The organism is Pseudomonas sp. BN417 (assembly GCF_029871205.1).
Lineage (GTDB): Bacteria > Pseudomonadota > Gammaproteobacteria > Pseudomonadales > Pseudomonadaceae > Metapseudomonas.
In genome coordinates this window covers 70,783-93,405 of the sequence record NZ_SSOJ01000087.1, presented here as the reverse complement: position 1 = coordinate 93,405, position 22,623 = coordinate 70,783, and the positions used below count along the sequence as shown (strand labels likewise).

18 protein-coding genes are annotated in these 22,623 nt (G+C 64.5%); 16 read left to right on the top strand and 2 right to left on the bottom strand.

Features of this window, described 5'->3' with window-relative positions; genetic code table 11:
- From E8F11_RS10620 to E8F11_RS10545, 16 genes are all read left to right on the top strand, one after another.
- A partial coding sequence (locus E8F11_RS10620) for an acetaldehyde dehydrogenase (acetylating) (RefSeq protein WP_280288802.1) occupies positions 1-847 on the top strand: 847 nt, incomplete at its 5' end.
- Positions 844-1,863 (top strand): 4-hydroxy-2-oxovalerate aldolase, encoded by a 1,020-nt coding sequence (gene dmpG, locus E8F11_RS10615; RefSeq protein WP_280288801.1) that lies wholly within the window; start codon positions 844-846, stop codon positions 1,861-1,863. The genes E8F11_RS10620 and dmpG, both read left to right, overlap by 4 nt.
- Before the next feature lie 273 nt (positions 1,864-2,136).
- Positions 2,137-4,116: a methyl-accepting chemotaxis protein gene (locus E8F11_RS10610; protein WP_280288800.1), complete on the top strand. Its 1,980-nt coding sequence runs from the start codon at positions 2,137-2,139 to the stop codon at positions 4,114-4,116.
- 223 nt (positions 4,117-4,339) lie between these two features.
- Positions 4,340-5,383: a YCF48-related protein gene (locus E8F11_RS10605; RefSeq protein ID WP_280288799.1), complete on the top strand. Its 1,044-nt coding sequence runs from the start codon at positions 4,340-4,342 to the stop codon at positions 5,381-5,383.
- Positions 5,384-5,418: 35 nt separating this feature from the next.
- Positions 5,419-7,779, top strand: a complete 2,361-nt coding sequence (locus E8F11_RS10600; protein ID WP_280288798.1) for an MMPL family transporter — start codon at positions 5,419-5,421, stop codon at positions 7,777-7,779.
- A 57-nt stretch (positions 7,780-7,836) separates the two neighbouring features.
- Positions 7,837-9,444, top strand: a complete 1,608-nt coding sequence (locus E8F11_RS10595) for a DUF1302 family protein (RefSeq protein ID WP_280288797.1) — start codon at positions 7,837-7,839, stop codon at positions 9,442-9,444.
- A 21-nt stretch (positions 9,445-9,465) separates the two neighbouring features.
- Entirely contained in the window at positions 9,466-10,731 is a 1,266-nt protein-coding gene (locus E8F11_RS10590; RefSeq protein WP_280288796.1) for a DUF1329 domain-containing protein, read from the top strand.
- 136 nt (positions 10,732-10,867) lie between these two features.
- On the top strand, positions 10,868-11,974 hold the full coding sequence (locus tag E8F11_RS10585; protein ID WP_280288795.1) for an alcohol dehydrogenase catalytic domain-containing protein: 1,107 nt from the start codon (positions 10,868-10,870) through the stop codon (positions 11,972-11,974).
- Positions 11,975-12,034: 60 nt separating this feature from the next.
- Complete coding sequence (locus tag E8F11_RS10580) at positions 12,035-12,583, top strand: cupin domain-containing protein (protein ID WP_280288794.1); 549 nt, start codon at positions 12,035-12,037, stop codon at positions 12,581-12,583.
- Between the two features lie 306 nt (positions 12,584-12,889).
- A complete protein-coding gene (locus E8F11_RS10575; RefSeq protein WP_280288793.1) occupies positions 12,890-13,891 on the top strand; it encodes an AraC family transcriptional regulator in 1,002 nt (333 codons plus the stop codon).
- A 296-nt stretch (positions 13,892-14,187) separates the two neighbouring features.
- On the top strand, positions 14,188-15,522 hold the full coding sequence (locus E8F11_RS10570; protein ID WP_280288792.1) for a Rieske 2Fe-2S domain-containing protein: 1,335 nt from the start codon (positions 14,188-14,190) through the stop codon (positions 15,520-15,522).
- A 51-nt stretch (positions 15,523-15,573) separates the two neighbouring features.
- Positions 15,574-16,437, top strand: coding sequence for an alpha/beta hydrolase (locus E8F11_RS10565; protein ID WP_280288791.1), 864 nt, complete (start codon positions 15,574-15,576; stop codon positions 16,435-16,437).
- A complete protein-coding gene (locus tag E8F11_RS10560; RefSeq protein ID WP_280288790.1) occupies positions 16,434-17,831 on the top strand; it encodes an amidase in 1,398 nt (465 codons plus the stop codon). Before E8F11_RS10565 ends, E8F11_RS10560 begins: the two co-directional genes overlap by 4 nt.
- Positions 17,832-18,030: 199 nt before the next feature.
- Positions 18,031-19,056: a ring-hydroxylating dioxygenase ferredoxin reductase family protein gene (locus tag E8F11_RS10555; RefSeq protein ID WP_280288789.1), complete on the top strand. Its 1,026-nt coding sequence runs from the start codon at positions 18,031-18,033 to the stop codon at positions 19,054-19,056.
- A gap of 10 nt (positions 19,057-19,066) precedes the next feature.
- On the top strand, positions 19,067-20,392 hold the full coding sequence (locus tag E8F11_RS10550; protein WP_280288788.1) for an acetylornithine deacetylase: 1,326 nt from the start codon (positions 19,067-19,069) through the stop codon (positions 20,390-20,392).
- Positions 20,393-20,597: 205 nt separating this feature from the next.
- On the top strand, positions 20,598-21,353 hold the full coding sequence (locus tag E8F11_RS10545) for a glucose 1-dehydrogenase (RefSeq protein WP_280288787.1): 756 nt from the start codon (positions 20,598-20,600) through the stop codon (positions 21,351-21,353).
- Positions 21,354-21,592: 239 nt separating this feature from the next.
- Here E8F11_RS10545 and E8F11_RS10540 read toward each other — a convergent pair whose 3' ends face one another.
- Positions 21,593-21,985, bottom strand: a complete 393-nt coding sequence (locus E8F11_RS10540) for a hypothetical protein (RefSeq protein WP_280288786.1) — start codon at positions 21,983-21,985, stop codon at positions 21,593-21,595.
- A gap of 34 nt (positions 21,986-22,019) precedes the next feature.
- Positions 22,020-22,247: a hypothetical protein gene (locus tag E8F11_RS10535; RefSeq protein WP_280288785.1), complete on the bottom strand. Its 228-nt coding sequence runs from the start codon at positions 22,245-22,247 to the stop codon at positions 22,020-22,022.
- Positions 22,248-22,623 lie beyond the last annotated feature (376 nt).

The following is a 22,623-nucleotide window of genomic DNA, read 5'->3' as shown; positions in this document are numbered from 1 at the left end:
AATGGGCGCCATGGTCGGCATCGACCCGGCGTCCGACGGTCTGGCCCGCGCAGCACGACTGGGCGTGGCCACTACCCATGAAGGCGTGGAGGGCCTGACCCGCCTGCCGATCTTCGACGAGATCGACTTCGTCTTCGATGCCACCAGTGCGTCGGCGCACGTGAAGAATGACGCCTTGCTGCGGGGCCACAAGCCCGGTCTTCGTGTGATCGACCTGACCCCGGCCGCAATCGGTCCGTATTGCGTGCCGGTGGTCAACCTGGAGCAGCACCTCGCCGCGACCAACGTCAACATGGTCACCTGCGGTGGCCAGGCCACCATCCCGATGGTCGCCGCCGTGTCCCGTGTCGCCAAGGTGCATTACGCCGAGATCATCGCCTCGATTGCTTCGAAATCCGCCGGTCCCGGCACCCGCGCCAATATCGACGAGTTCACCGAGACCACCAGCAAGGCCATCGAGGTGATCGGTGGGGCGGCCAAGGGCAAGGCGATCATCATCATGAACCCGGCCGAACCGCCGTTGATGATGCGCGACACTGTGTTCGTCCTCAGCGAAGCGGCGGATCAAGCCAAGGTGGCAGCCAGCATCGAGGAGATGGCCGCCGCCGTGCAGGCCTACGTGCCGGGTTATCGCCTGAAGCAGAAGGTGCAGTTCGACGAGGTCCGCGATCTGAATATCCCTGGACACGGGAAATTCTCTGGGCTGAAGACTTCCGTGTTCCTCGAAGTGGAAGGCGCCGCCCATTACTTGCCGAGCTACGCCGGCAACCTCGACATCATGACCTCCGCCGCGCTTGCCACCGCCGAGCGCATGGCCCAGGCGATGAACCACGGAGACGCAGCATGAACGGCAAGAAGCTCTATATCTCCGACGTGACCCTGCGTGATGGCAGCCATGCCATCCGCCACCAGTATTCGATTGAGCAGGTGCAGGCCATCGCCCGCGCGCTGGACCAGGCCAAGGTGGATGCCATCGAAGTCACCCACGGCGACGGCCTGCAGGGCTCCAGCTTCAACTACGGCTTCGGCGCCCACACCGACCTGGAGTGGATCGAAGCGGCGGCGGACGTCATCCAGCACGCCCGCCTCACCGTGCTGCTGCTGCCCGGAATCGGCACCGTACATGACCTCAAGGCCGCCTATGACGCCGGCGCCCGCAGCGTGCGGGTGGCCACCCACTGCACCGAGGCGGACGTGTCGAAGCAGCACATCGAATACGCCCGTTCGCTCGGCATGGACACCGTCGGTTTCCTGATGATGAGCCACATGATTCCGGCCGAAGAGTTGGCGAAGCAGGGCCAGCTGATGGAAAGCTACGGCGCCCAGTGCATCTACATGGCCGACTCCGGCGGCGCGATGAACATGCAGGATATCCGCGAGCGCATGCGCGCCTTCAAGGCGGTGCTGAATCCCGAGACCCAGACCGGCATGCACGCCCACCACAACCTCAGCCTCGGCGTGGCCAATTCCATCGTCGCGGTGGAGGAGGGCTGCGACCGCATCGATGCCAGCCTGGCCGGCATGGGCGCCGGCGCCGGCAACGCGCCGCTGGAGGTGTTCATCGCCGCCGCCGAGCGCCTCGGCTGGAACCACGGCACCGACCTCTACCGGCTGATGGACGCCGCCGACGACCTCGTGCGGCCGCTACAGGACCGCCCGGTGCGGGTCGACCGCGAGACGCTGGGCCTCGGCTACGCCGGAGTCTATTCGAGCTTCCTGCGCCACGCCGAAGTGGCAGCGGCCAAGTACGGCCTGAAGACCCTCGACATCCTGGTCGAACTGGGCCAGCGCCGGATGGTCGGCGGCCAGGAAGACATGATCGTCGACGTCGCGCTGGATCTGCTGGCAGCGCGCAAGGCCTGACCGTCTGCACTTTCTGTGGGGGCGATTTCAATCGCTATGCAGACCGCAGGTCTGCCAATTGGCACTTGAAGGGGCAGCTCCGCTGCCCTCAGCGATTGAAATCGCCCCCACAAAGAATCGACCTGCCTTGTGGGAGCGAACTCATTCGCGAAAAGGACGGCCGTAGCCCAGCTGCGCCCCGTGTCTTCGCCCGCCCATGCTCGACCCAGACATAGCCATTGAATCCGCGGGGCCAGGGATGTGCCGCCAGCCACCCGCGACAAGGAGTTCGCCATGCTGGCCAACCTTTCCCTGAAGAACAAACTGCTGCTCACCGTTCTGCCGCTGACCATCCTCGTCTACCTGGCCACCGTGCTGCTGGTCTACCAGTCGAGCAAGGTCTCGACCGAGGCCCTGGCTGAAGTAGCGGTGGACGCAATCGTCCGCCAGCAGGCCGCCGAGATCGGCGCCTACTTCGACAGTGCCCTGTATTCGGCGCGTACCACGGGGGAGCTGCTCGGTCGGGAGCTGGCCGAGGGCGAGCTGGTGGACAGCCGCACCGCCGACCAGATGCTGGAGACCCTGCTGCACACCAGCCCCCAGGTGAGTGCCGCCTGGTGGCTGCCGTCGCAGGGGGAGGGGCGCACGCCGGTCTATTGGCTGCGTGACGGAGCCGGCATCCTGCCGGCCTCGTCAGAACAACGGCAGTCCCTGGCCGAACTGGTGGGGCGCGATGCAGTCGGGCGCGAACGGGTCGATCCACCCCGTAATTTGCCGGGGCTCGGCAGCGCGCGGCTGGCCATTCCGCTGTTGATTCCCATACGCCAGAACGGACGGGTGGTCGGCAGCCTGGGACTGGGCCTCGACGCAAATCAGCTCCAGGCCAGCGTGGCCCGACTGCGTCCGCTGGGGGTGGGCTTGGCTGCATTGACCGCCCACGACACCACGCTGGTGTCACATCCCGACCCGAGCCGAATCGGACGCAAGGAGGCCGAAACCGAGGCCGACTTCATGGGCGAATACCTGCAACCCATGATTGATGCGGTACGCCAGGGGCGGCCACTGACCCTGCGCTTCGTCTCGCCGGCCATGGGGGAGGAGATCTTCATGCTCGCCGTGCCCGTGGCCATCGGCGATACCGCAACGCCCTGGTCATTCGGCGTGGCCCTGCCCAGTGCCGCAGTCCTGGGTGGGGTCAAGGCCTTGGCGATGAAGCTGTTGCTGCTGGGGACGGCCGCTGTATTGATTGCTGCGGTCTTGATCCTGCTGCTTGGCCGGGCTCTGGCGCGGCCGTTGAACGCCGTTGTGCTGGGGGTCAGGCAGCTGGCCTCCGGTGAGGCTGACCTGCGTGCCCGCCTGCCGGTCCAGGGGCGCGACGAACTGGCGACCCTGGCGCGGGAGTTCAATCGCTTCATCGGTTCCATGGCCGAGCTGGTGGCCGAGATCAAGAGTACCGGCCAGACCCTGCACGAAACCTCCGAGGCACTCCAGCAGGAAAGCCAGGCAGCCGGAGCTGGCGTGGATGCGCAACGCGACGAGATCGGACAGTTTGCCGCCGCGATGCAGCAGATGGCGGCCACTGTGGAAGAGGTCGCCGGAAATGCCGGCCTGACGGCCCGCGCCACCAGCGACGGCGACCAGGCGGTGGCCCGGGGGCAGGGCACGGTGGCCGCCCTCGCCGACGCGATCACCCGCAACGCCGCGCTGCTGGAGGAAATCTTTGCGCTGACCGAGCAACTGGAGGACAGCAGCCAGACCATTGGCAGCGTGGTGGCGGTGATTCGCGAGATCGCCGACCAGACCAACCTGCTGGCCCTCAATGCCGCCATCGAGTCGGCCCGTGCCGGCGAGCAGGGCAGGGGATTCGCCGTGGTGGCCGACGAGGTACGGGCACTGGCGCGGCGTACGCACAACTCCACGGAAGAGGTGCACCGCAGCATCGCGGCAATCCAGGAGCGCACGCAGACGGTGGTCGGCATGGTGGAGCAGAGCCGGCAGGGATCGCAATCCAACGTCGCCAGTGCCCGTGACGCCAGCGAGGCGTTGCACCGGATCACCCAGATGATCGGTGAGGTTCGCGAGATGAGTCAGCAGATCGCGACGGCGACCGGCCAGCAGGCGGCAACCAGCGAGCAATTGTCGCGCAGCCTGGTGACCATCGCCGACTCGGCGGAAAACGCATCACGCAGTGCCGGCCAGGTCCGCCGGCGCAGCCACGACCTGCAGTCCCTGGCGGGCCGTCTCAACACCCTGGTCAGCCGCTTCCAGCTCTGACCCCTGCGCTCGCCGTATCCGGCTGTCCACGCCGTCCAGGCCCCGTTCCCGGGGCCACCGGCTATCCCGCGAGTGCAGCGGGCGGATACGAATACCTGCGCCTGGGGGACAAGCCTTGCAGTGACGGGATAGTTCGGCTGGCGGGGCGTACCTAGAGTTGAGTTGCCTGCCCTGTCAGGCGATCCACCACAAGAAATCGACGCGAAAGCCGTGGACTCGCCCCATGTCAAATCTCAGCAACATCGATCAATCCTCATCCCTGCGGATCTCGCGACCGAGCGCCGCGCAGCGTGCCAGCAAGGCCCTGCTGGCGGTGTTGCCCTGGGCGATCATTGCCGGTCTGCTCTGGGCTGGACTTTTCATCAAGCCGCAGCCCGTCGGCGGGACCGTCATGCCGCCGGCGCTGGAGCGCCGGGATCATTTCTACGGTCTTGCCCGTACGCCCGCGGGCGAGGTCTGGGCCAGCGGCTCCAACGGCAAGATCCTGGCGATTGCCGCCGATGGCGCCATCAGGCGTCTGCCGACGCCCACCGACCGTACGCTACAGGACATCTCCATCTGGGATGCCAGCCATGCCGTGGCGGTCGGCAACGATGGCGTGGTCCTGTACAGCCAGGACGCGGGTGAGAGCTGGAAGGCGGCCACCGGCGTGCCGCGCTCGGAAGTGGCGAACAAGCTCAATCGGGTGCGGGTCGCTCAGGGTGGCGTGGCCATCGCCACCGGCGAGATGGGTGCGCTGCTGATCAGCCGCGATTACGGCCAGAGCTGGCAGCGCCTGCGCGAAGAGGAGGATGTCGCCTGGAATGATGTGGCCATCCTCGAGGACGGCCGCCTGGTGGTGGTCGGCGAGTTCGGCCGGATCCTGATCGGCGATGTTCAGGGCCAGCAATGGGAGGAGCTGGAGGCGCCGGTTCCCGGCTCGCTGATGTCGGTTCAGTTCCGCGATGCGCAGAACGGTGTAGCCGTCGGGCTGGAGGGGACCCTGCTGGTTACCCGCGATGGCGGCCACAGCTGGGAAAGCGTCGCGCTGGGGGTGACCGACCACCTGTTCGACGTCCTCTGGATTCCGCAACAGGGACGCTGGTTCGTCAGCGGCGCGCTCGGGCGCTGGGTCTCCGGCGGCGACGAAGGCTGGAAAACCGGCGCCCTGGATGAGCGCAGCCGTGCCTGGCACACCCGTGCCCTGGCCGTTGGGCCGGATATCTGGCTGGCCGGCGCCGATATCGGCCGCTGGAACGGCCAGCGCTGGTCGGAGCTGCAGCCATGAAGTCACTCCTGGCCTTTTTCAGTCGAGAACAATCCATGATCGAACGCATAGCCGAGTTCTGCATTCGTCGGCGCGCCTGGGTGGCGGGCTGCCTTCTGCTCCTGACCCTGGGCCTGAGCTGGTTCGCCCTGCATATCGAAGTCCGCACGGTCTTCGAGGACATGCTCCCATCGCGCCACGAGTACGTGCAGACCCACGAGAAGTTCAAGGATACCTTCGGCGGCTCGAACATGGTCACCATCATGTTCGAGGTGGAGCAGGGCGATATCTTCCAGACCGCTGTGCTGGACAAGGTTCGCACCGTCACCCTGGGGCTGCGCGAGGTTTCGGCGGTCAACCAGTACCAGATCACTTCGCTGGCCTCGAAGAAGCTCAAGGAAGTGCGTGCCTCCACGGCCGGCATCGAGAGCCGCCCGCTGATGTGGCCGGACCTGCCCGCCAATGCCGAGGCAATGGCCGAACTCAAGCAGGCCGTGCTGCGCAACCCGCTGGTCTACGGCCCCTATGTGTCCAAGGACCTGCAGGCCACGCTGATCACGGTGGACTTCATCGACCAGCAGGTCGACTACACCAAGGTGTTCCACGAGATCCGGGACCTCATCGCCAAGGTTGACGACGGCAATGTGAAGATCCGTGTGGTGGGCGACCCCATCCTCTATGGCTGGGTAGGCCACTATCTGCCGGAGACCATCCAATTGGTCGCCGCCGCCTTGCTGGTGACCCTGGTGATGCTCTTCGTGCTGCTGCGCACCTGGCGCGGCCTGACCCTGCCGCTGCTGGCGGGACTGGTCAGCGCGATCTGGGCACTGGGCATCTGCCGGCTGCTGAATATCAGCTTCGAGCCGCTGGTGATCGTGGTCGCCATGCTCATCACCTCGCGGGCGGTGTCGCACTCGGTGCAGATCGTCAATCGCTTCGATGACGAGCTGGAGCTGCTGCCGCCTGGCGCCGATGTCTCGCGTATCGCCGCGCGGGTCGCCCTGGCCGACCTGTTCCGCCCGGGCATGCTGGGGGTGATAGCCGACGCTGCGTGCATGGCGGTGGTGGCGCTGAGCCCGATCCCGATGCTGCAGAAGCTCACCGTACTGGCGGTGGTCTGGGTGTCGACGCTGACGGTCAGCGCCGTGATTCTCACCCCCGTGATGCTGTCGTACATTCGCAAGCCCCATGGCGTGGCCCATCCGATCGACTGCCTGCCGCTGCTGCGCAAGGTGCTCGACCTGGCGGTGCGGGTCAGTCTGTCGCGTGCGCGTTATGTGGTGCTGGGCGCGAGCATGCTGGTGGTGCTGGGTGCTGGTCTCTTTTCGCTGAACCTGAAGATAGGTGATGCCAATCCGGGCTCGCCGATCCTCTGGCCGGAGTCGACGTACAACCGTGACTCCGCTGCGATCAACAGCCGATTCGAAGGTGTCGATCGGATGTTCGTGGTGCTCGGTGATGATGGCCATCCGGGCCTGATCAAGGGTAATGACGCGCTGCACGCAATGAACGCTTTCCAGCGCTTCATCGAGGCACAGCCAGAAGTGGGTGGTTCGCTATCCATTGCTGATGTACTGCCCCATGTGAACGCCAGCCTGCGGGAGGGCAACCCCCGCTACCTGGAGCTGGGCGACAGCGGCGCGATCAATGGCAGCCTGATGGCGATGCTGGATTCGGTTTCCGAGCCGGGTGACATCTCCCGCTTCGCCGATGACCAGTACGCCAATGGCTCGGTGACCCTGATGTTCCGCGACCGCCAGGGCGAGACCATTCGCACCGCTGTGGCGCGCATCAAGGAATTCATCGCCACCCACCCCCTGGCCGAAGGCCAGTGGCACCTGGCAGGCGGACTGATCGGTGTAATGGCAGCGGTCAACGAGATCATCCTGTCCAGCCAGATAGAAGCCATTGCCCTGGCACTGTTGGTGCTCGCGGTGCTCTGCACCCTGGTTTACCGCTCCAGCGTCGCCGGCATGGTGTTCATGGTGCCCGTGATCATCTCCAACATGCTGACCTTCGCCTTCATGACCTGGAAAGGCATCGGCATGAACATCAACACCGTACCGGTGGCGGCCCTCGGTATCGGCCTGGGTGTGGATTACGCCTTCTACATCGCCGACCGCGTGAAGGAAGAAATCGCCGCTGGCCGTTCCGCCGAAGAAGCCATCCGCCTGGCGCTGCACTCCTCCGGCATGGGGGTGATCGTCACCGCCAGCGTGCTGATCGTCAGCACTCTGTTGTGGTGGGTGTCCTCGCTGCGCTTCCAGGCCGAAATGGGCCTGCTGATGGCCATCTGGCTGAGCGTGTCGGCCTTCTCCGCCCTGTTCGTGATGCCGTCGCTGCTTTACGTCTTCAGGCCGCGTTTCATCTTCGGCGAGCCAGACCCCATCGGTGGCGCCGCGCTCCAGCAGGTTTGAAACCACACAACAACAAGACCCATAGCCTAAACGCTGCCACCACACTCGGGAGACAAGATGAACAAGAACTCCATCCCGGCCGCGCGCATGCGCGCGCCGCTCCACAAGCTCGCCCTGGCGATTGCCATGGGCACCTTCGCCACCTCCTTGCTGGCAGACGACAGCTTCAAGTACGACGGTTACTTGCGCGAGGAACTGTCCTGGAACACCAAGGACTGGGGCGATACGCCTGGCTACGACGACGCGGGCAAGTTGTCGATGGCGCGCAGCACCGCGCGCCTCAACCTGGACTGGCAGGCTACCGACAGCGTTTCGGTCGTGGCCAAGCTGCGCGCAGTGCGCGAGGTCGAAACCGACTTCCTCGAACACCTGGAGGAGATGGGCGCCAACAACCACCGCGAGGCTGACGGTCGTGGCGACATCATGGACCTCTACAACAAGGCGGAGATCCGCGAGTTGTACGTCGATTTCCCGGTGGGTGAACGGCTCTCCTTCCGCATCGGCAAGCAGCAGCTGGCCTGGGGCGAGACCGACTTCTTCGCCGCCAACGACCTGGTGCACGGCTTCGACTTCACCTGGCGCAACTTCCTCGAGCCGGCCAACGAGGAGCTGCGCAAGACCAACAACATCATCAAGATGAACATCGACGTGCCGGAACTGGAGGGCGGCCTGGAAGCCTTCATCCGTCCGGGGCTGGACCGTACGCAAGACATCGGCACCGAGCTGGACATCTACGGTGGACGCTGGTCGGGCAATCCATACGCCGGCGTCGATTTCCGCAATATCGACCCGTACAACTTCGAGAACGACGAAGGGGATTACAAGGATGTCACGGGTGGCCTGCGCTGGAGCGGCCTGTACGGCGACATCAACTACTCCGTTTCTTATCTGAAGACCTTCTACAACTCGCCGATCCTCAACGCTTCGGACAACCTCGCGCTGTTCGGCCAGCCGAACGTGCCGTCCGGGGCAGAGACCCATGGTACTGACCAGACCCGCGGGGTCGCCGGCGAGGTCATCTACCCGATCGTCGACATCTTCGGCTTCACCGCCAGCGGCTACTCCGAAGCCGCCGACGCCGTGTTCAGTTCCGAGATGGCCTACATCAAGGACGCGCCGTACCAGATCACCCTGGACAACCCGACCCTGCTGAGCCAGTTCATCGCACCCGGCTTCGACGGCTTCACGCGCAAGGATGTCGTCGCGCTGATGCTGCGCATGGACAAGAACATCGCCGCCACCCAGACCTGGCTGGGCACCGAGAAACCGATGTTCTTCTCCGTGCAGCTGTTCGACAAATGGGTGCAGAACTTCGACAAGGATGACGGGCTGCTCTACAGCGTCGGCTGGGGCGGCAAGGTCAAGGAGCACTCGGTGCTGGCGACCACCATTTTCGACCTCAGCTACGACAGCGGCAGAGTCCACCCGCAGCTGGTGCTGGGCGCCGACCTGAGCAACGGCGGCGGTTTCGCCATTCCCTCTGTGACCTTCGAGCTGTCCAGCAAGTGGCGCTGGAAGGTCGAGTACGACGCCTTCTGGGACGACGCCCACCGCGACGCCTCGAAGTGCGTGCCCGGACAGATGAACAACTGCGACAGCACCACCCTGTTCGGCGTTTTCCACGACCGCGACCAGGTCTACACCAGCCTGACCTACCTGTTCTGACCCCCAACCGGAGACCTCACCATGAGCGCATCCCGTTTCGCCCGGCGGCACACCCTGGCCGCCAGCCTCATTGCCGCCTGCAGCGTCTCGTTCCCGGCTTTCGCGGCAGAACTGCCGGCCGGCACCGTGATTTCCGCGGACAACATCGACAAGATCAAGAACGACACCTTCGAGGGGCACAGCATCGCCAGCCTGCTCACCGAGAAGATGGAGTGGCGCATCCGCAACAGCGGCTGGAAGCTGCCGCTGGCCAAGTCCCAGCAGGTCACGCTGGACCCGCGCTGGGTCAAGGCCTCCCAGGCCAACCAGGGCAAGACTTCGATCAACAAGGAAGCCTGCCGCATCGACGGTTGGGGGGCCGGCGCGCCTTTCCCGAACATCGACGAGAAGGACCCGCAAGCCGCGGAGAAGATCGTCTGGAACTTCCACCTCGGCCAGCTCGTGGGCGATGTGTCCCAGGTGCCCAACTTCACCCAGCTGCTGATCGACGGCAAGCGCGGTGTCCACGCCGAGCCCGTGGCCGAGTTCACCCGCTACACCATGAAGGGCCGCCTGACCGGTGACAGCGCGGTGGAAGGCGACGGCAGCGAGCGTGGCCGCCAACTGCTGTATTTCAAGTCGCCGTCCGACATGAAGGGACTCGGCACCTACACCGTCATGTACGACGCCGAGAAGGTCAATGACGTATGGGCCTATGTCCCCGCGGTACGCCGGGTACGCCGCCTGTCGGGCGGAGCCTGGATGGACCCGGTGGGCTCGTCCGACCAGCTGCAGGACGATCTCGAAGGCTTCAACGCGCGCCCCTGCTGGTATCCAGAGTACAAGCTGGTCGGCAAGCGCTGGGTGCTCGCCGCGGCCAACGCCAGGTCGGACCTGTGGAACACCAAGGGCGCGGGCTTCGATGAGAAGTATCCGGGGCTGGAGAACCAGCCGCCGTACTGGAACATGAACAATGACCGCTATGAGCCGCGCGAGGTCTATGTGGTCGAAGCGATCACGCCGGCGACCCATCCCTATAGCAAGAAGGTGCTCTACGTGGAAACTCAGTTCCCGCGTGTCCACTACGTCGAGGCGTACAACCGCAAGGGCGAGTTCTGGAAGTTCATGGAGTGGCACACCTACTACAACCCGCAAGGCGGCGACATGCGCACAGCGGGCAGCGCGGTGATCGACTTCCAGCGCAATCACGCGACGGTGTCGCTGATCGACAGCAGCACCTGGAAGACCAACTTCGACGCCAAGGCCAGCGACTTCTCGCTGCAGGCCCTGCAGAAGGCCGGTCGCTGAAGTCTGGCACGCCCCGCCCGTGTGGCGGGGCGTGTCGAGTATCCGCCGGAGGCGTTGCACCCCGGCCACAACAAGAACCATACGATTCGGCCAGATGCGGTGAGCCTGTACCGGTCGTGGCCGAAGGAGCCTTGTCATGTCGAACATGAAAGCCGCGCGCCTGCACGAGATCGGCGGCCGCTTCACCGTTGACGAAGTCCCCATGCCGATTCCCGGCGACCATGATGTGCTGGTCAGGGTCGAAGCCAGCGGGATCATTCCCAACCTGAAGAACGTCACCACCCACTTCCCCGAGTGGTATCCCTTCCTGCCGCTGCCGAAGCTGCCGGCGATCTTCGGCCTGGACAGCGCCGGCACGGTCACCGCGGTCGGTGCCAGGGTCCGTGACTTCGCGCCGGGCGACCGGGTCTACGTCAATCCCGGCGTGGGTTGCGGCCAGTGCCGGTTCTGCAAGCAGGGCGAAGCGCCACGCTGCGACGCCTACACCTTCCTCGGCTACTTCGGCTTCGGCCCGGGTTCGCAGGAGGTGTTCAGCCAGTATCCCCATGCCGGCTACGCGCAATACATGACCGCGCCAGCCAACAACCTGGTGCGCCTGCCGGCCAACCTCAGCAGTGCCCAGGCGACTCGTCTCGGCTATCTGGGCACCGCCTACTCGGCGATCCGCAAGTCGGCGCTGCGTCCGGGCCAGAGCCTGTTGATCCTGGGCGCCTCGGGAACCCTCGGCGTGGGGGCTGCGCTGCTGGCGCTGGCTTTCGGCGCCGCCAAGGTGCTGGTGGCCGCTCGTGACCGTGGTGCCCTGGAGCGCCTGGAGGCGCTCGCGCCGCAACGGGTCATCGGCCTGCCGATCGGCGCTCGTCCAGTTTCCGAGCAAGTGCGCGAGCACTGCCCGGAGGGTGTCGACGCGATGCTTGACACCCTCGGCGCGAAGGCGCCCGCGGCCTTGTCCGTCGATGCCATGCAGGCGGTCGCCCGTGGCGGCCGCATCGTGCAGATCGGCGGTGTGGCCGGGCCGATCCCGATCGATCCACACCCGTTCATGTGCGCCCAGTGGCAGTACATCGGTTCACTCTGGTTCACCACCACGGAGGGCGAGGAGATGGCGCGAATGATCGAGGCCGGTACTCTGGATCTGTCCTGGCTGGAGGAGCGTGCCTATCCCCTGGAGCAACTCAATGAGGCGCTCGAGGACATCCAGTCCCAGGCGAGCGGCTTCGTCAACTTCCACATCGTCCATTCCTGAGACCTTTCGCCAGCGGCGCGTCGAGCGGCTCGCCGCCGGTGTCTGCCTGGAGGCTACCGCATGTCCGTCAAACGCATCGTCACCGGCCACGACAGTGCCGGTCGTTCCCGTGTCGTCAGTGCCGGCCCGTTGCCTGGCACCGAATCCTTCGTTCATTCACCCGGTTTCTCCGCAGCGGTGGTCTGGCAGACCGGTGCCGTCCCGCAGATAGTCGACGCCGCTGCCGCGCCGGCCATGCCGCTGGCTTCGGTAGTCCCCGGACCGGGCGGTACCTGCGCCATGCTGGTGACCTTCCCGCCGGCCGGCCTCGAAGTCGCGGAATTCGACCCGCAGTCCGCCGCCGCGGAGCTGTGCGAGCGCCTGCCCGGCCTCGGGGATCGCTTCGAGGCCGATGCACCGGGGTTCCATCGCACCGACACCATCGACTACGGCGTGGTCCTCGATGGCGAGATCACCCTCGAACTCGATGATGGCTGCACCAGCCTGTTGCAGCGCGGGGACCTGGTGGTCCAGATGGGAACACGCCATGCCTGGCGTAACGCCGGTAACACTCCAGCCCGCCTGTTGTTCGTGCTGATCGGTGCCGATCGGGCCCTGCCGGCAGTCTGAACGAGGGAATTCACGGGGTTTTCCAGCCGCGTCCCGGCTCTAGGACGGGGTTGGATGGCCCGTGCCCGGAAATCGGTCGGGGCGGCTGCCGTCCGTCGATCCGGCAAGGCCCGGGGCATGCTTCTTGCGTCGTTTCACGGGCCTGCGTCGGGCCGTCATAAGTGTTACCGAGAGGGATAACACCGGTGATGGCGCATTGCCGATGCGCAAAAAAAGCAGAGCCGAACCTCACAACTAGAAATCGGCTCGCACGCCTTGCACAGACAACAGTCTGTTCCACCGCAACTGGAGCAGAGGATCAGCCTTATGGAACATCTTGCTTTTTCAGCTGCGACGCCCCCCGAGGTCGTCCTTTCCCGTTTCGAGGTTTGCCATACCCAGGACCTGGATGAGGCCCGCCGCTGGGGGGAAAACATCTTCTGCGCGAACCGCCTGCGAAGCCTGGATGCCAAGGGAGCTGTGGATACCCGCATCTTCTACCGTCGTCTCGGCGGCATCGGTATCGGCAGAATGAGCTACGGTGGCGACATCACCATCGAGCCGGGCGTGATGGAGTCCTTCGCCCTGATCCAGATGCCGATCCGCGGCCAGGAAATGATCGAGTACGGCAACCATCGGGTGCATTCCACTCCGCGTCTCGGCTCGATTCTCAATGCGCATTCGCCGTTCAAGATCCACCATTGCTCGGGTACCGAGAAGCTGATCATCCGCGTCGACCGCAGCCTGCTCGAGCGCCACTGCCAGCAGCATCTCGGCCGCACCCTGCGCAAGAAAATCGAGTTCCAGCCAGAAATGCCCCTCGATACGACCCGGGGGCAGAGCTGGATGCGCATGGTCGGCTGGATCTACGACTGCCTTTCGGTGGAGGAGGACCTGCCGCCGCTGCTGCGCGCGCAGTATGAAAGCATGCTGGTCAACACCTTGCTCGCTTGCCAGCCGCACACCTACAGCGCAGAACTGTTCGAAGATGAACGGACGTCCATCGCGCCCGCCTTCGTCAAGCGGGTCGAGCGCTTCATCGAGGAGCACGCCCACGAGCCGATCACCATCGTCGAGATGGCCGAGCACGCCGGGGTCAGCAGCCGCTCGCTGTTCACCGGTTTCCGGCGCTTTCGCAATACCTCGCCGATGCTGTACCTGAAGGAAGTCCGGCTGCGCAAAGTGCAGGAAGAGCTGCAACGGCAGAGTCAGGGCTCTACCACGGTCACAGCGGTGGCCTTCCGCTGGGGTTTCAACCATCTCGGCCATTTCACCACGGACTACAAGCGCCGCTTCGGCGAAAGCCCCTCCGAGACGCTGGCCCGCTGATCTGGACTTGCGAAACACGTCCTGAGGCGGAGGCCGATTCCGTAGGGTGCGCCGTGCGCACCAGCGGTTGAGCGTCGCGCAGTGCTGATCCCGCCATAGGTGCCCACAGCCACGTGCCGGCGTCATGCCGCGAAAGTTCACACGGACAGGGATGTCCGCCCCCCCGCGCACTTTCTGCGCTACCGGGATAAGCCGCTCGGTCCCGGGAGCGTCAGCCCCGATGCCAATTCCTAGGATGACCCTCAAGCGCGCCGCAGTGCGACGCCATTGTCCCGTCAGCCCTTGGGGAATCATCCATGTCCGAGCAACCCATCATCCGCCGTCGCGTGGTCAAGTCCGGCATCAGCGATGCCCGTACCAACAACGCCAAGACCCAGAGCCAGTATCAGCCTTACAAGGATGCGGCCTGGGGCTTCATCAACCACTGGTACCCGGCGCTGTTCAGCCATGAACTGGTCGAGGACCAGGTGCAGGGCGTGCAGATCTGCGGGGTGCCGATCGTCCTGCGCCGTGTCGATGGCAAGATCTTCGCCCTCAAGGACCAGTGCCTGCACCGTGGCGTGCGCCTGTCCGAGAAGCCGACCTGCTTCACCAAGAGCACCATTTCCTGCTGGTACCACGGTTTCACCTTCGACCTCGAGAGCGGCAAGCTGGTGACCATTGTCGCCAACCCGGAAGACAAGCTGATCGGCACCACCGGCATCACCACCTACCCGGTCCACGAGGTCAACGGGATGATCTTCGTCTTCGTGCGCGAGGATGACTTCCCGGATGAGGACGTGCCGCCGCTGGCCCACGACCTGCCGTTCCGCTTCCCGGAGCGCAGCGAGCAGTTCCCCCATCCCATGTGGCCGTCCTCGCCGAGCGTGCTGGACGAGAACGCCGTGGTGCTGGGCATGCATCGCACCGGTTACGGCAACTGGCGCATCGCTTGCGAGAACGGCTTCGACAACGCGCACATCCTGGTGCACAAGGACAACACCATCGTCCATGCCATGGACTGGGTGTTGCCCCTCGGACTGCTGCCGACCAGCGACGACTGCATCCAGGCAGTGGAGGATGAGAACGGTCCCAAGGGGCTGATGCAGTGGCTGTTCACCGACAAGTGGGCGCCGGTGCTGGAGAACGAGGAATTGGGGCTGAAGGTCGAGGGGGTCAATGGCCGTCCCTACCGGACCTCCGTCGTCCTGCCGGGCGTGCTGATGGTGGAGAACTGGCCAGGCGAGCACCTGACCCAGTACGAGTGGTACGTGCCGATCACCGATGACACCCATGAGTACTGGGAAGTCATCGTGCGCGTCTGTAACACCGAGGACGAGCGCAAGAAGCATCACTATCGCTACGAGCACGTCTACAAACCGCTGTGCCTGCACGGCTTCAACGATTGCGACATCTATGCCCGCGAGGCGATGCAGAACTTCTACAGCGACGGCACCGGTTGGGAGGACGAGCAGCTGGCGGCGACCGATATTTCGCCGATCACCTGGCGCAAGCTGGCCTCGCGCTGGAATCGCGGTATCGCCAAGCCTGGCCGTGGCGTGGCCGGAGCCGTGAAGACCAGCAGCCTGATCTTCAAGCAGACCGCAGACGGCGAGCGGCCTGGCTACAAGACCAAGCAAATCGAGGAGTAATCGCTCCGGCCCGGCGCCCAGGGCGCCGGGTCGTCCTATGAGGTTTTCGCGATGGACCAACACATCGATGCGCACAGTCGTTTCGTCACAGTCGACGGCGTGCGTCTGCACTACCGCGAGGTCGCCGGCCCCGATGCCGACCTGCCGGTGATCTTCACCCACGGCGGTGGCCCCGGCAGCACGGCGTGGAGCAACTTCCGGCATAGCGCTGCGGCATTCGCCGCCCGGCACCGCTGCTATTTCCTCGACTTTCCCCAGTTCGGCCTGTCCGACATGGTGCCCGTCGAAGGGCCGGTGTTCGCCTGGCACGCGCGCAAGCTGCTCGGCTTCATGGATGCCCTCGGCATCCGGCGTGCGCACCTGGTGAACCAGTCGTTCGGCGGCTGCGTGGCGATCCGCTTCGCCGCCGACCATCCCGAGCGGGTCGGACGTCTGCTGCTGATCGGCTCCCAGCCGGTGGCGCGTGGCGTACTGGCGCCGCTGCCGCTGTTCAGCAAGCACGCCGCGACGCTGATGAGCGACTACTACCTGGCCGGCGAGGGGCCGAGCCTGGAGAAGATGCGCGCGCTGATCCGCCGCTACGAGCTGCACGACGATGCCGCTCTCGACGAAGAAACCGCACGCCTGCGCTTCGAGGCCAGCGCCAACCCGGCCTATCGAAAACTGCTGCTACAGCCCGGAGCCTTCGGCGAATGGGAGAACCTGATGGGCGAATTCGCCCGCGTCGCAGCACCGACCCTGATCCTCTGGGGTCTGCATGACTGGTTCGGCGGCATCGACGTGCCGATGCTGATGGTCAATCAGTTCGCCGATGCCCGCCTGCACATCCTGGGAAATGCCGCCCACCACCTGCAGAGCGAGTGCCCGGAGGAGTTCAACGGCGTCGCCCTGACCTTTCTTGGAGGCCCTGCATGAGCAGTGCGTTGCATTACCTGGAACTCTGCGAGCTGTCGCAGCTGATCCGCAGCCGCAAGCTGTCGCCGGTGGAGGTGACGCAGGCCCAGCTGGCGCGTATCGAACAGCTCGATCCGCAGTTGAACGCCTATGCCCGGGTTACTCCCGAGCTGGCCCTGGCGCAGGCCCGCGAGGCCGAGCGGGAACTTGCGCGAGGCGTTTGCCGCAGTCCGCTGCACGGCATTCCGCTGGCAGTGAAGGACCTGTTGTGGACTTCCGATGTCCCGACCGCCGCTGGCATGCCGATCCATCGTGACTTCCTGCCGACCGAGGATGCCACCGTGGTCGCCCGCCTGCGCGAGGCCGGCACGGTGATGCTCGGCAAGTTGCAGATGACCGAAGGCGCCTTCGCGATCCACCATCCGAGCATTCCCGATCCGCTCAACCCCTGGGGAGCCGGGCACTGGGCCGGCGCATCGTCGAGCGGCAGCGGCGTGGCGGTAGCCGCTGGCCTTAGCTATGCCTCGGTCGGCAGCGACACCGGCGGCTCGATCCGTTTCCCCGCCACCGCCAACGGCCTGACCGGCCTCAAGCCGACTTGGGGGCGGGTCAGCCGTCACGGCTGCTTCGAGCTGGCCGCCAGCCTCGATCACATCGGACCTATCACCCGCAGCGCACGTGATGCCCTGTTCCTGTTGTCGACCATCGCGGGCCACGATCCGAAGGACCCCACCTCGCTGCCCAGCGTCTGCCTCGAGGTGCCGGGTGTCGAAGAGTCGTTCCGCGGCTTGCGGGTGGGCATAGACGAAGAGTGGATCAGCCAGGGGGTGGACCCGTTGATCCGGCGTGCGCTGGACACCGTCATGGCGATCATCGTCGACGGTGGTGGCAGCCTGGTGCGCATTCGGATGCCGGACACCCGCGTGGTGAGCGGCAACTGGGAATTGCACTGTGGCGTGCAGACCGCAGTGGCACACGCCGATACCTATCCGCAGCGCGCTGCTGAATACGGCCCGGCGCTGAGCCGCCTGATCGAGGGCGGGCGGGAACTGTCCGCCATGGACTATCAGCGTGTGCTGCTGGAGGCCCAGCGGTTCACCGGGGCGCTGGAAAGCGTGCTGGGCGAGGTCGATCTTCTGCTGGCGCCGGTGCAACCCTACGCGGCGCCCACCCATGAACAGCTCGCCAGTCTGGCGGGGGATCCGGAGGCCAACCGGATGCTGATCCAGTTCACCGCGCCCTTCAACGTCAGCGGGCATCCCTGCATCAGCCTGCCCTGCGGGCTGACCGGGGAGGGACTGCCGATCGGTTGCCAGTTCATTGCCGGCAAGGGCGCCGAAGCGCTGCTTTGCCGTGCCGGCATGGCGTTGCAGAAGGTCACCGACTGGCACCGCCTGCATCCACCTGGATTTTGACCCAGCTCCTTTGATTTGCCCGCGCCTCTGGTGCGGGCTTTTTTTTGTTGCCCGCAGCCAGGGCGGGAGGAATGTGCGCTCATGGGATAAGCCGCACCGTCATGGGAGCGCGGCCGGGGTGGGGGCTTCCTAACATCGGGCCATGTCAAACCCAGCCGGTACGCCGCTGGAGTCCGATGCCTGTGCGGAGCCAGATTCCATGAACGACATCCTCCATCAAGTCACCTTCAACTTTGCCGACGGCGTCAGCCGCAGTCTCAGTGTCGCTGGCGATGCCAGCATTCTCGACGCCGCGCTCGAAGCGGAAATTCCCCTGCTGTATCAGTGCCGCTCGGGCAGTTGCTCGAGTTGTGTCGCCCAGCTGTCCGAGGGCGAGGCGCATACTCGCCTCGGCGCCAGTTCGACCCTGCTGGCCAGCGAGTATGCGGCCGGGCAGCGCCTGTTGTGTCTGTGCCAGGCGCAGTCCGATTGCACCTTCGAGCTGGGTTACGGCAGTGAGGTCGGTTCCAGCGTCGCCCAGCAGGTGCACGTATTCGTCGATTCGGTGGAGCGCATCGCCAGCAACGTGATGCGCCTGACCGTGGAGCTGGCCGACGGTGACTCGCTGGACTTCCGTCCCGGCCAGTTCATGCAGATCGAAGTGCCCGGGTATGGTTCAGTGCGCAGTTACTCTCCGTCGAGTACAGCTGCTGAACTGCCCAAGCTGGAATTTCTCATCCGCTTGCTGCCCGGCGGGGCCATGTCCAGTTTCCTGGAAGAGAAGGCAGCGGCCGAAGATGTGTTGACGCTTACCGGTCCTTATGGGGCCTTCTTCCTGCGGGAGGAAAAGCGCCGCGCGCCGCACATCTTCGTCGCTGGCGGCACAGGGCTGGCGCCGATCCTGTCGATGATCGACGCCATGCGTCAGGGTGGCGGACGCAAGCCACCGATGCTGCTGAGTTTTGGATGCGCAAACCCGGATGCCTTGTTCTGTCTCGACGACATCGAGTTGCGCCAGCAATGGCTACCGAGTCTGGAGGCCCGTATCTGCGTGGACCGCGAGCCGCGCGAAGGGCTGCACCATGGCAGCCCGGTGAGTGCCCTGCGGGAGGGGGATGTGACCCCTGACACAGTCGCCTACCTGTGCGGCCCGCAACCGATGATCGACGCCGCCACCGCGCGTCTGATCGAGCTGGGCGTCGACCCCGGCAACATCTTCGCCGAACAGTTCGTCGCCAGTAACTAAGGAACTCTCCATGCAACCGACCACCCCGATTCCGTTTTCTGCGGAACAGATGAAATGGTACGAACAGGCTTGCGCGAAGATCGATCCCAAGCGCCTCCAGCACCTGCTCTACGCCATCACCGATATTCACAGCCCGACTGGCGCTGCCCGCGCGGCCAGTGAGTACATGGCCGCCCATCTGCGACAAATCGGCATGGCCGCGCGCTATCAGCCCATGAACTTCACCAGCGGTAACGTGCTGGGCGAGCTGCGCGGTAGTGGTGGTGGTGCCAGCGTGCTGCTTTATGCGCCGATCGATACCCATCTGGAATGCGATGAAGCCGAGAAGCTGCTCACCGGCGAAGCCACCGAGGCGGATATGCAGACCTCGGCGCAGATGATCGACGACTGGGTGTTCGGCCTGGGGGCTTCGAACCCCAAGGGCATGCTCGCCACGCTCACCGAAGTGGCCACCGCGCTGATCGAGGCAGAGGTCCCGCTGATCGGCGACCTGCTGGTGGGCGCGGCCGACGGCGGTATGCCGGTGGATGTCTCCGCTCGCCAGCAGTCCGGCATGTCCAACGGCGTGGTGCATTTGCTCAGCCGTGGCGCCGCGCCGGATTTCGCCATCGTCATGAAGCCCTGGAATTGGGTCTACCACGAAGAGCCGGGCATGGGCTGGTTCAAGCTGCGCGTGCACGGCACCCTCGGTTACGCGGGAGTGCCGCGTGGCACGCCGGGCTTCCGCAGCTCGGTGGTGCCGGCCGCCACGGTGATCCAGGAACTGGAGCAGTGGATCATCGACTACGCCGAGCGCAATACCTCCGGGGTGGTCAAGCCGCATGGCTGGATTGCCGGGGTCCGCGCCGGCGATCCGGAGCGCCCGGCCTTCCCCGGAGCGCTGACCGAAATCTTCTTCGATGTACGGATCAACCCCCGCACCTCCCCCGGCGAGGTCAAGGCACAGTTCGCCGAGTTCGTCCGCCAGCTACAGGCGCTGCGCCCGGAGCTGGTGCTGGACTGGGAAATGTACGGTTCGGTACCCGGCGGCACCACGGACCCGCAGAACTGGATCGTGCAATCCTGCAAGCGGGGCTGGGAGCATATCGAGAGGCGCCCGCACGGCGTTCCCGACCTGCTGGGCGGGCAGACCGACGGTGCAGCCCTGCGCCGCTTCGGCGTGCCGACTGCGAGGATCGGCTGGCCCTGGCCGGCGCAGGGCGCGCCGCTGCCGGTCGCCGAGGGGCTGGGCGGGATGGGCGCGACCTACATCCCCGACCTGATCCCTTGTGCGAAGAAGATCATGTACGCACTGATCGACACCCTGACCCGGCCGCGCCGTGAGCTTGGCCTTTGAGACGCAAAAGAGGTGGTCGATGCGCGCTCCCTTGCGACTCCTGACTCGCGAAGAGCAGGACCTGCTCGTTGGCCACGGCCTACCCGATTGGCATGACGTGCCAGGCTTCGCCCGGTGCTTATGTGACCTGTTCCTGGATCGCATCGTGGGCAGCGAGCAGCCACGGAATCCGGTAACGGCGAACGACCCCAATGGAGATTGATGAATGCAAACGGACTTTCAATTGCGCGACAAGGTGATTCTCGTCACGGGCGGCGGCAGTGGCATCGGTCGTGAGGTATGCCTGGCCCTGGCCCGCTCGGGGAGCCGGGTGGTGCTGGGCAACCGTAGTGCCGCAGCTGGAGAGGCGGTTGTCGAGGAAATTACCGCAACGGGCGGCGAAGCGCTGTTCCTGAGGACCGACGTGTCCTGCTCCTCCGACTGCGCCGCCTTGGTTTCCCTGGCTCTGGAGCGCTACGGCCGGCTCGACGGCGCCTTCAACAATGCGGGCCTGCAGCATGCGTTCAATGACCTGCACGAGACCCCGGCCGATGAGCTTTCCGAAGTCATCGACGTCAACCTGAAAGGCATGCTGTACATGATGAAGTACGAGGCTGCGGCGATGCTGGGCAACGGTGGCAGCATCGTCAACAACGCCTCGATCTTCGGCCTCAAGGGAATGCCGCGGACGGCTGGCTACATCGCTGCCAAGCACGGCATCGTCGGCGCCACGCGGGCCACCGCGCTGGACTACGCGCAGCGCCGGATCCGGGTCAATGCCATCTGCCCCGGCCCGATCAAGACGCCGAGTTTCGACCGTGTGACGGGTGGTGACGACCATCTGTACGACGATGGTGTCCCGATGCGTCGCATCGGCCAGCCACATGAAGTGAGCGCAGCGGTGCTGTGGTTGCTGTCGGCACAGTCTTCATACGTGACTGGCGCAACCCTGTCGGTAGACGGCGGGATGTGCGCCGAGTAGGTGCATTGCCCACCCTGGTGAAGTTGCCCTGCACAGCGCGGAGCGGCCAGGTCGAAACAGTATCGATGCCCATGAAAAAGCCCCTGAAGATCCAGGATCTTCAGGGACTTTGGGTTTTGGTGCCGGGGTCGTTTGAACCAATTATCCAAGCTATTTATATATATAGGATTTTGGTTTGTTAGAAATTTTTGGGATACACGTAGGGATACAGCCCGCCACTTGCTAGGCCTGAGTCCTTGCTACGTTTCGCGCGCTTGAGGGGAACCCGCGACTGATCGCAACAATGACCGCTCCTGGGCTGCCCAAATCTTCGGTGCGGCGTATCCAACGATGAAGGACAGGGCCCAAACCTTGGCAAAGGTTGCTGGAGTCTCGTGAAGCGTCCCCACAAAATAGAGGCCAAACACAAACCCCAGAATACCGCCCAGTACCAACCTCATGGCTATCCAGGCGCCTCTAGCCTTCTGTAGTTCAGGAGAAGCAAAGTGCATGACGCCCTCCTTGTTGGGAGGACCGTCCGGGTGAATCGTGGCGACTATCGCCTGAGCGAAGCTCCCCACTACTGCACCAAAGGTACACGCCGCGAGTAACGCGAAGTCATAGCCGGTAAAGCCCACGATGTTGAAGATCATTCTTATCGGTCCCTTGATCTAGCCAGGTGGCGACTCAGCGCCACTTTCGCTCGAAAGCCTTCTTAACCGCTCGTCCTATGTAGCTGTTCAGGCCTTGTCCCGCTCTTGCAAGGCGCTGCATCTCCGCAATTCTGGCGGCTCCAGTGCTTCGGTCTGTGTAGAGGTACTTCATCCCGTCACCGAACTGAACCGTGATGAAGCCTGCCCCTATCTCAAAGGCCACTACATTCGAGTTCCCACTGAGATTTCGATAACGTTCCATGTCCGCATTCTCCTATACGAGATGTGATGGCTATTGCTTTGCCATCATAGTGCGGTTTCGCATTCTGCTGCATGGGAAAAGGCGGTATTGCGTCTGGCAAGGTGGCTAACGCCACAAGGAACCGAAATAGGGACTAAAAATTTCATATTTCGCGGCTGTGTGGAAAAGGCTGGGCGGTTGGTGCGGTGGTATAGAGGTCCCTAGGAGTTAGCCATCCCCACCCCGCTATCCATGCGGTGCTTCGACCCTATTTCGCGCGTCAGGGCTTTCCTTGTCTCCCCTGCCACCATTTTTGTCCTACTGCCAGCAAGCTAAATCAAGGGCTCTGCGGAGTGTATTGTCTATTTTTTGATCGAAAAAGTGGAGGGAGAGCTGC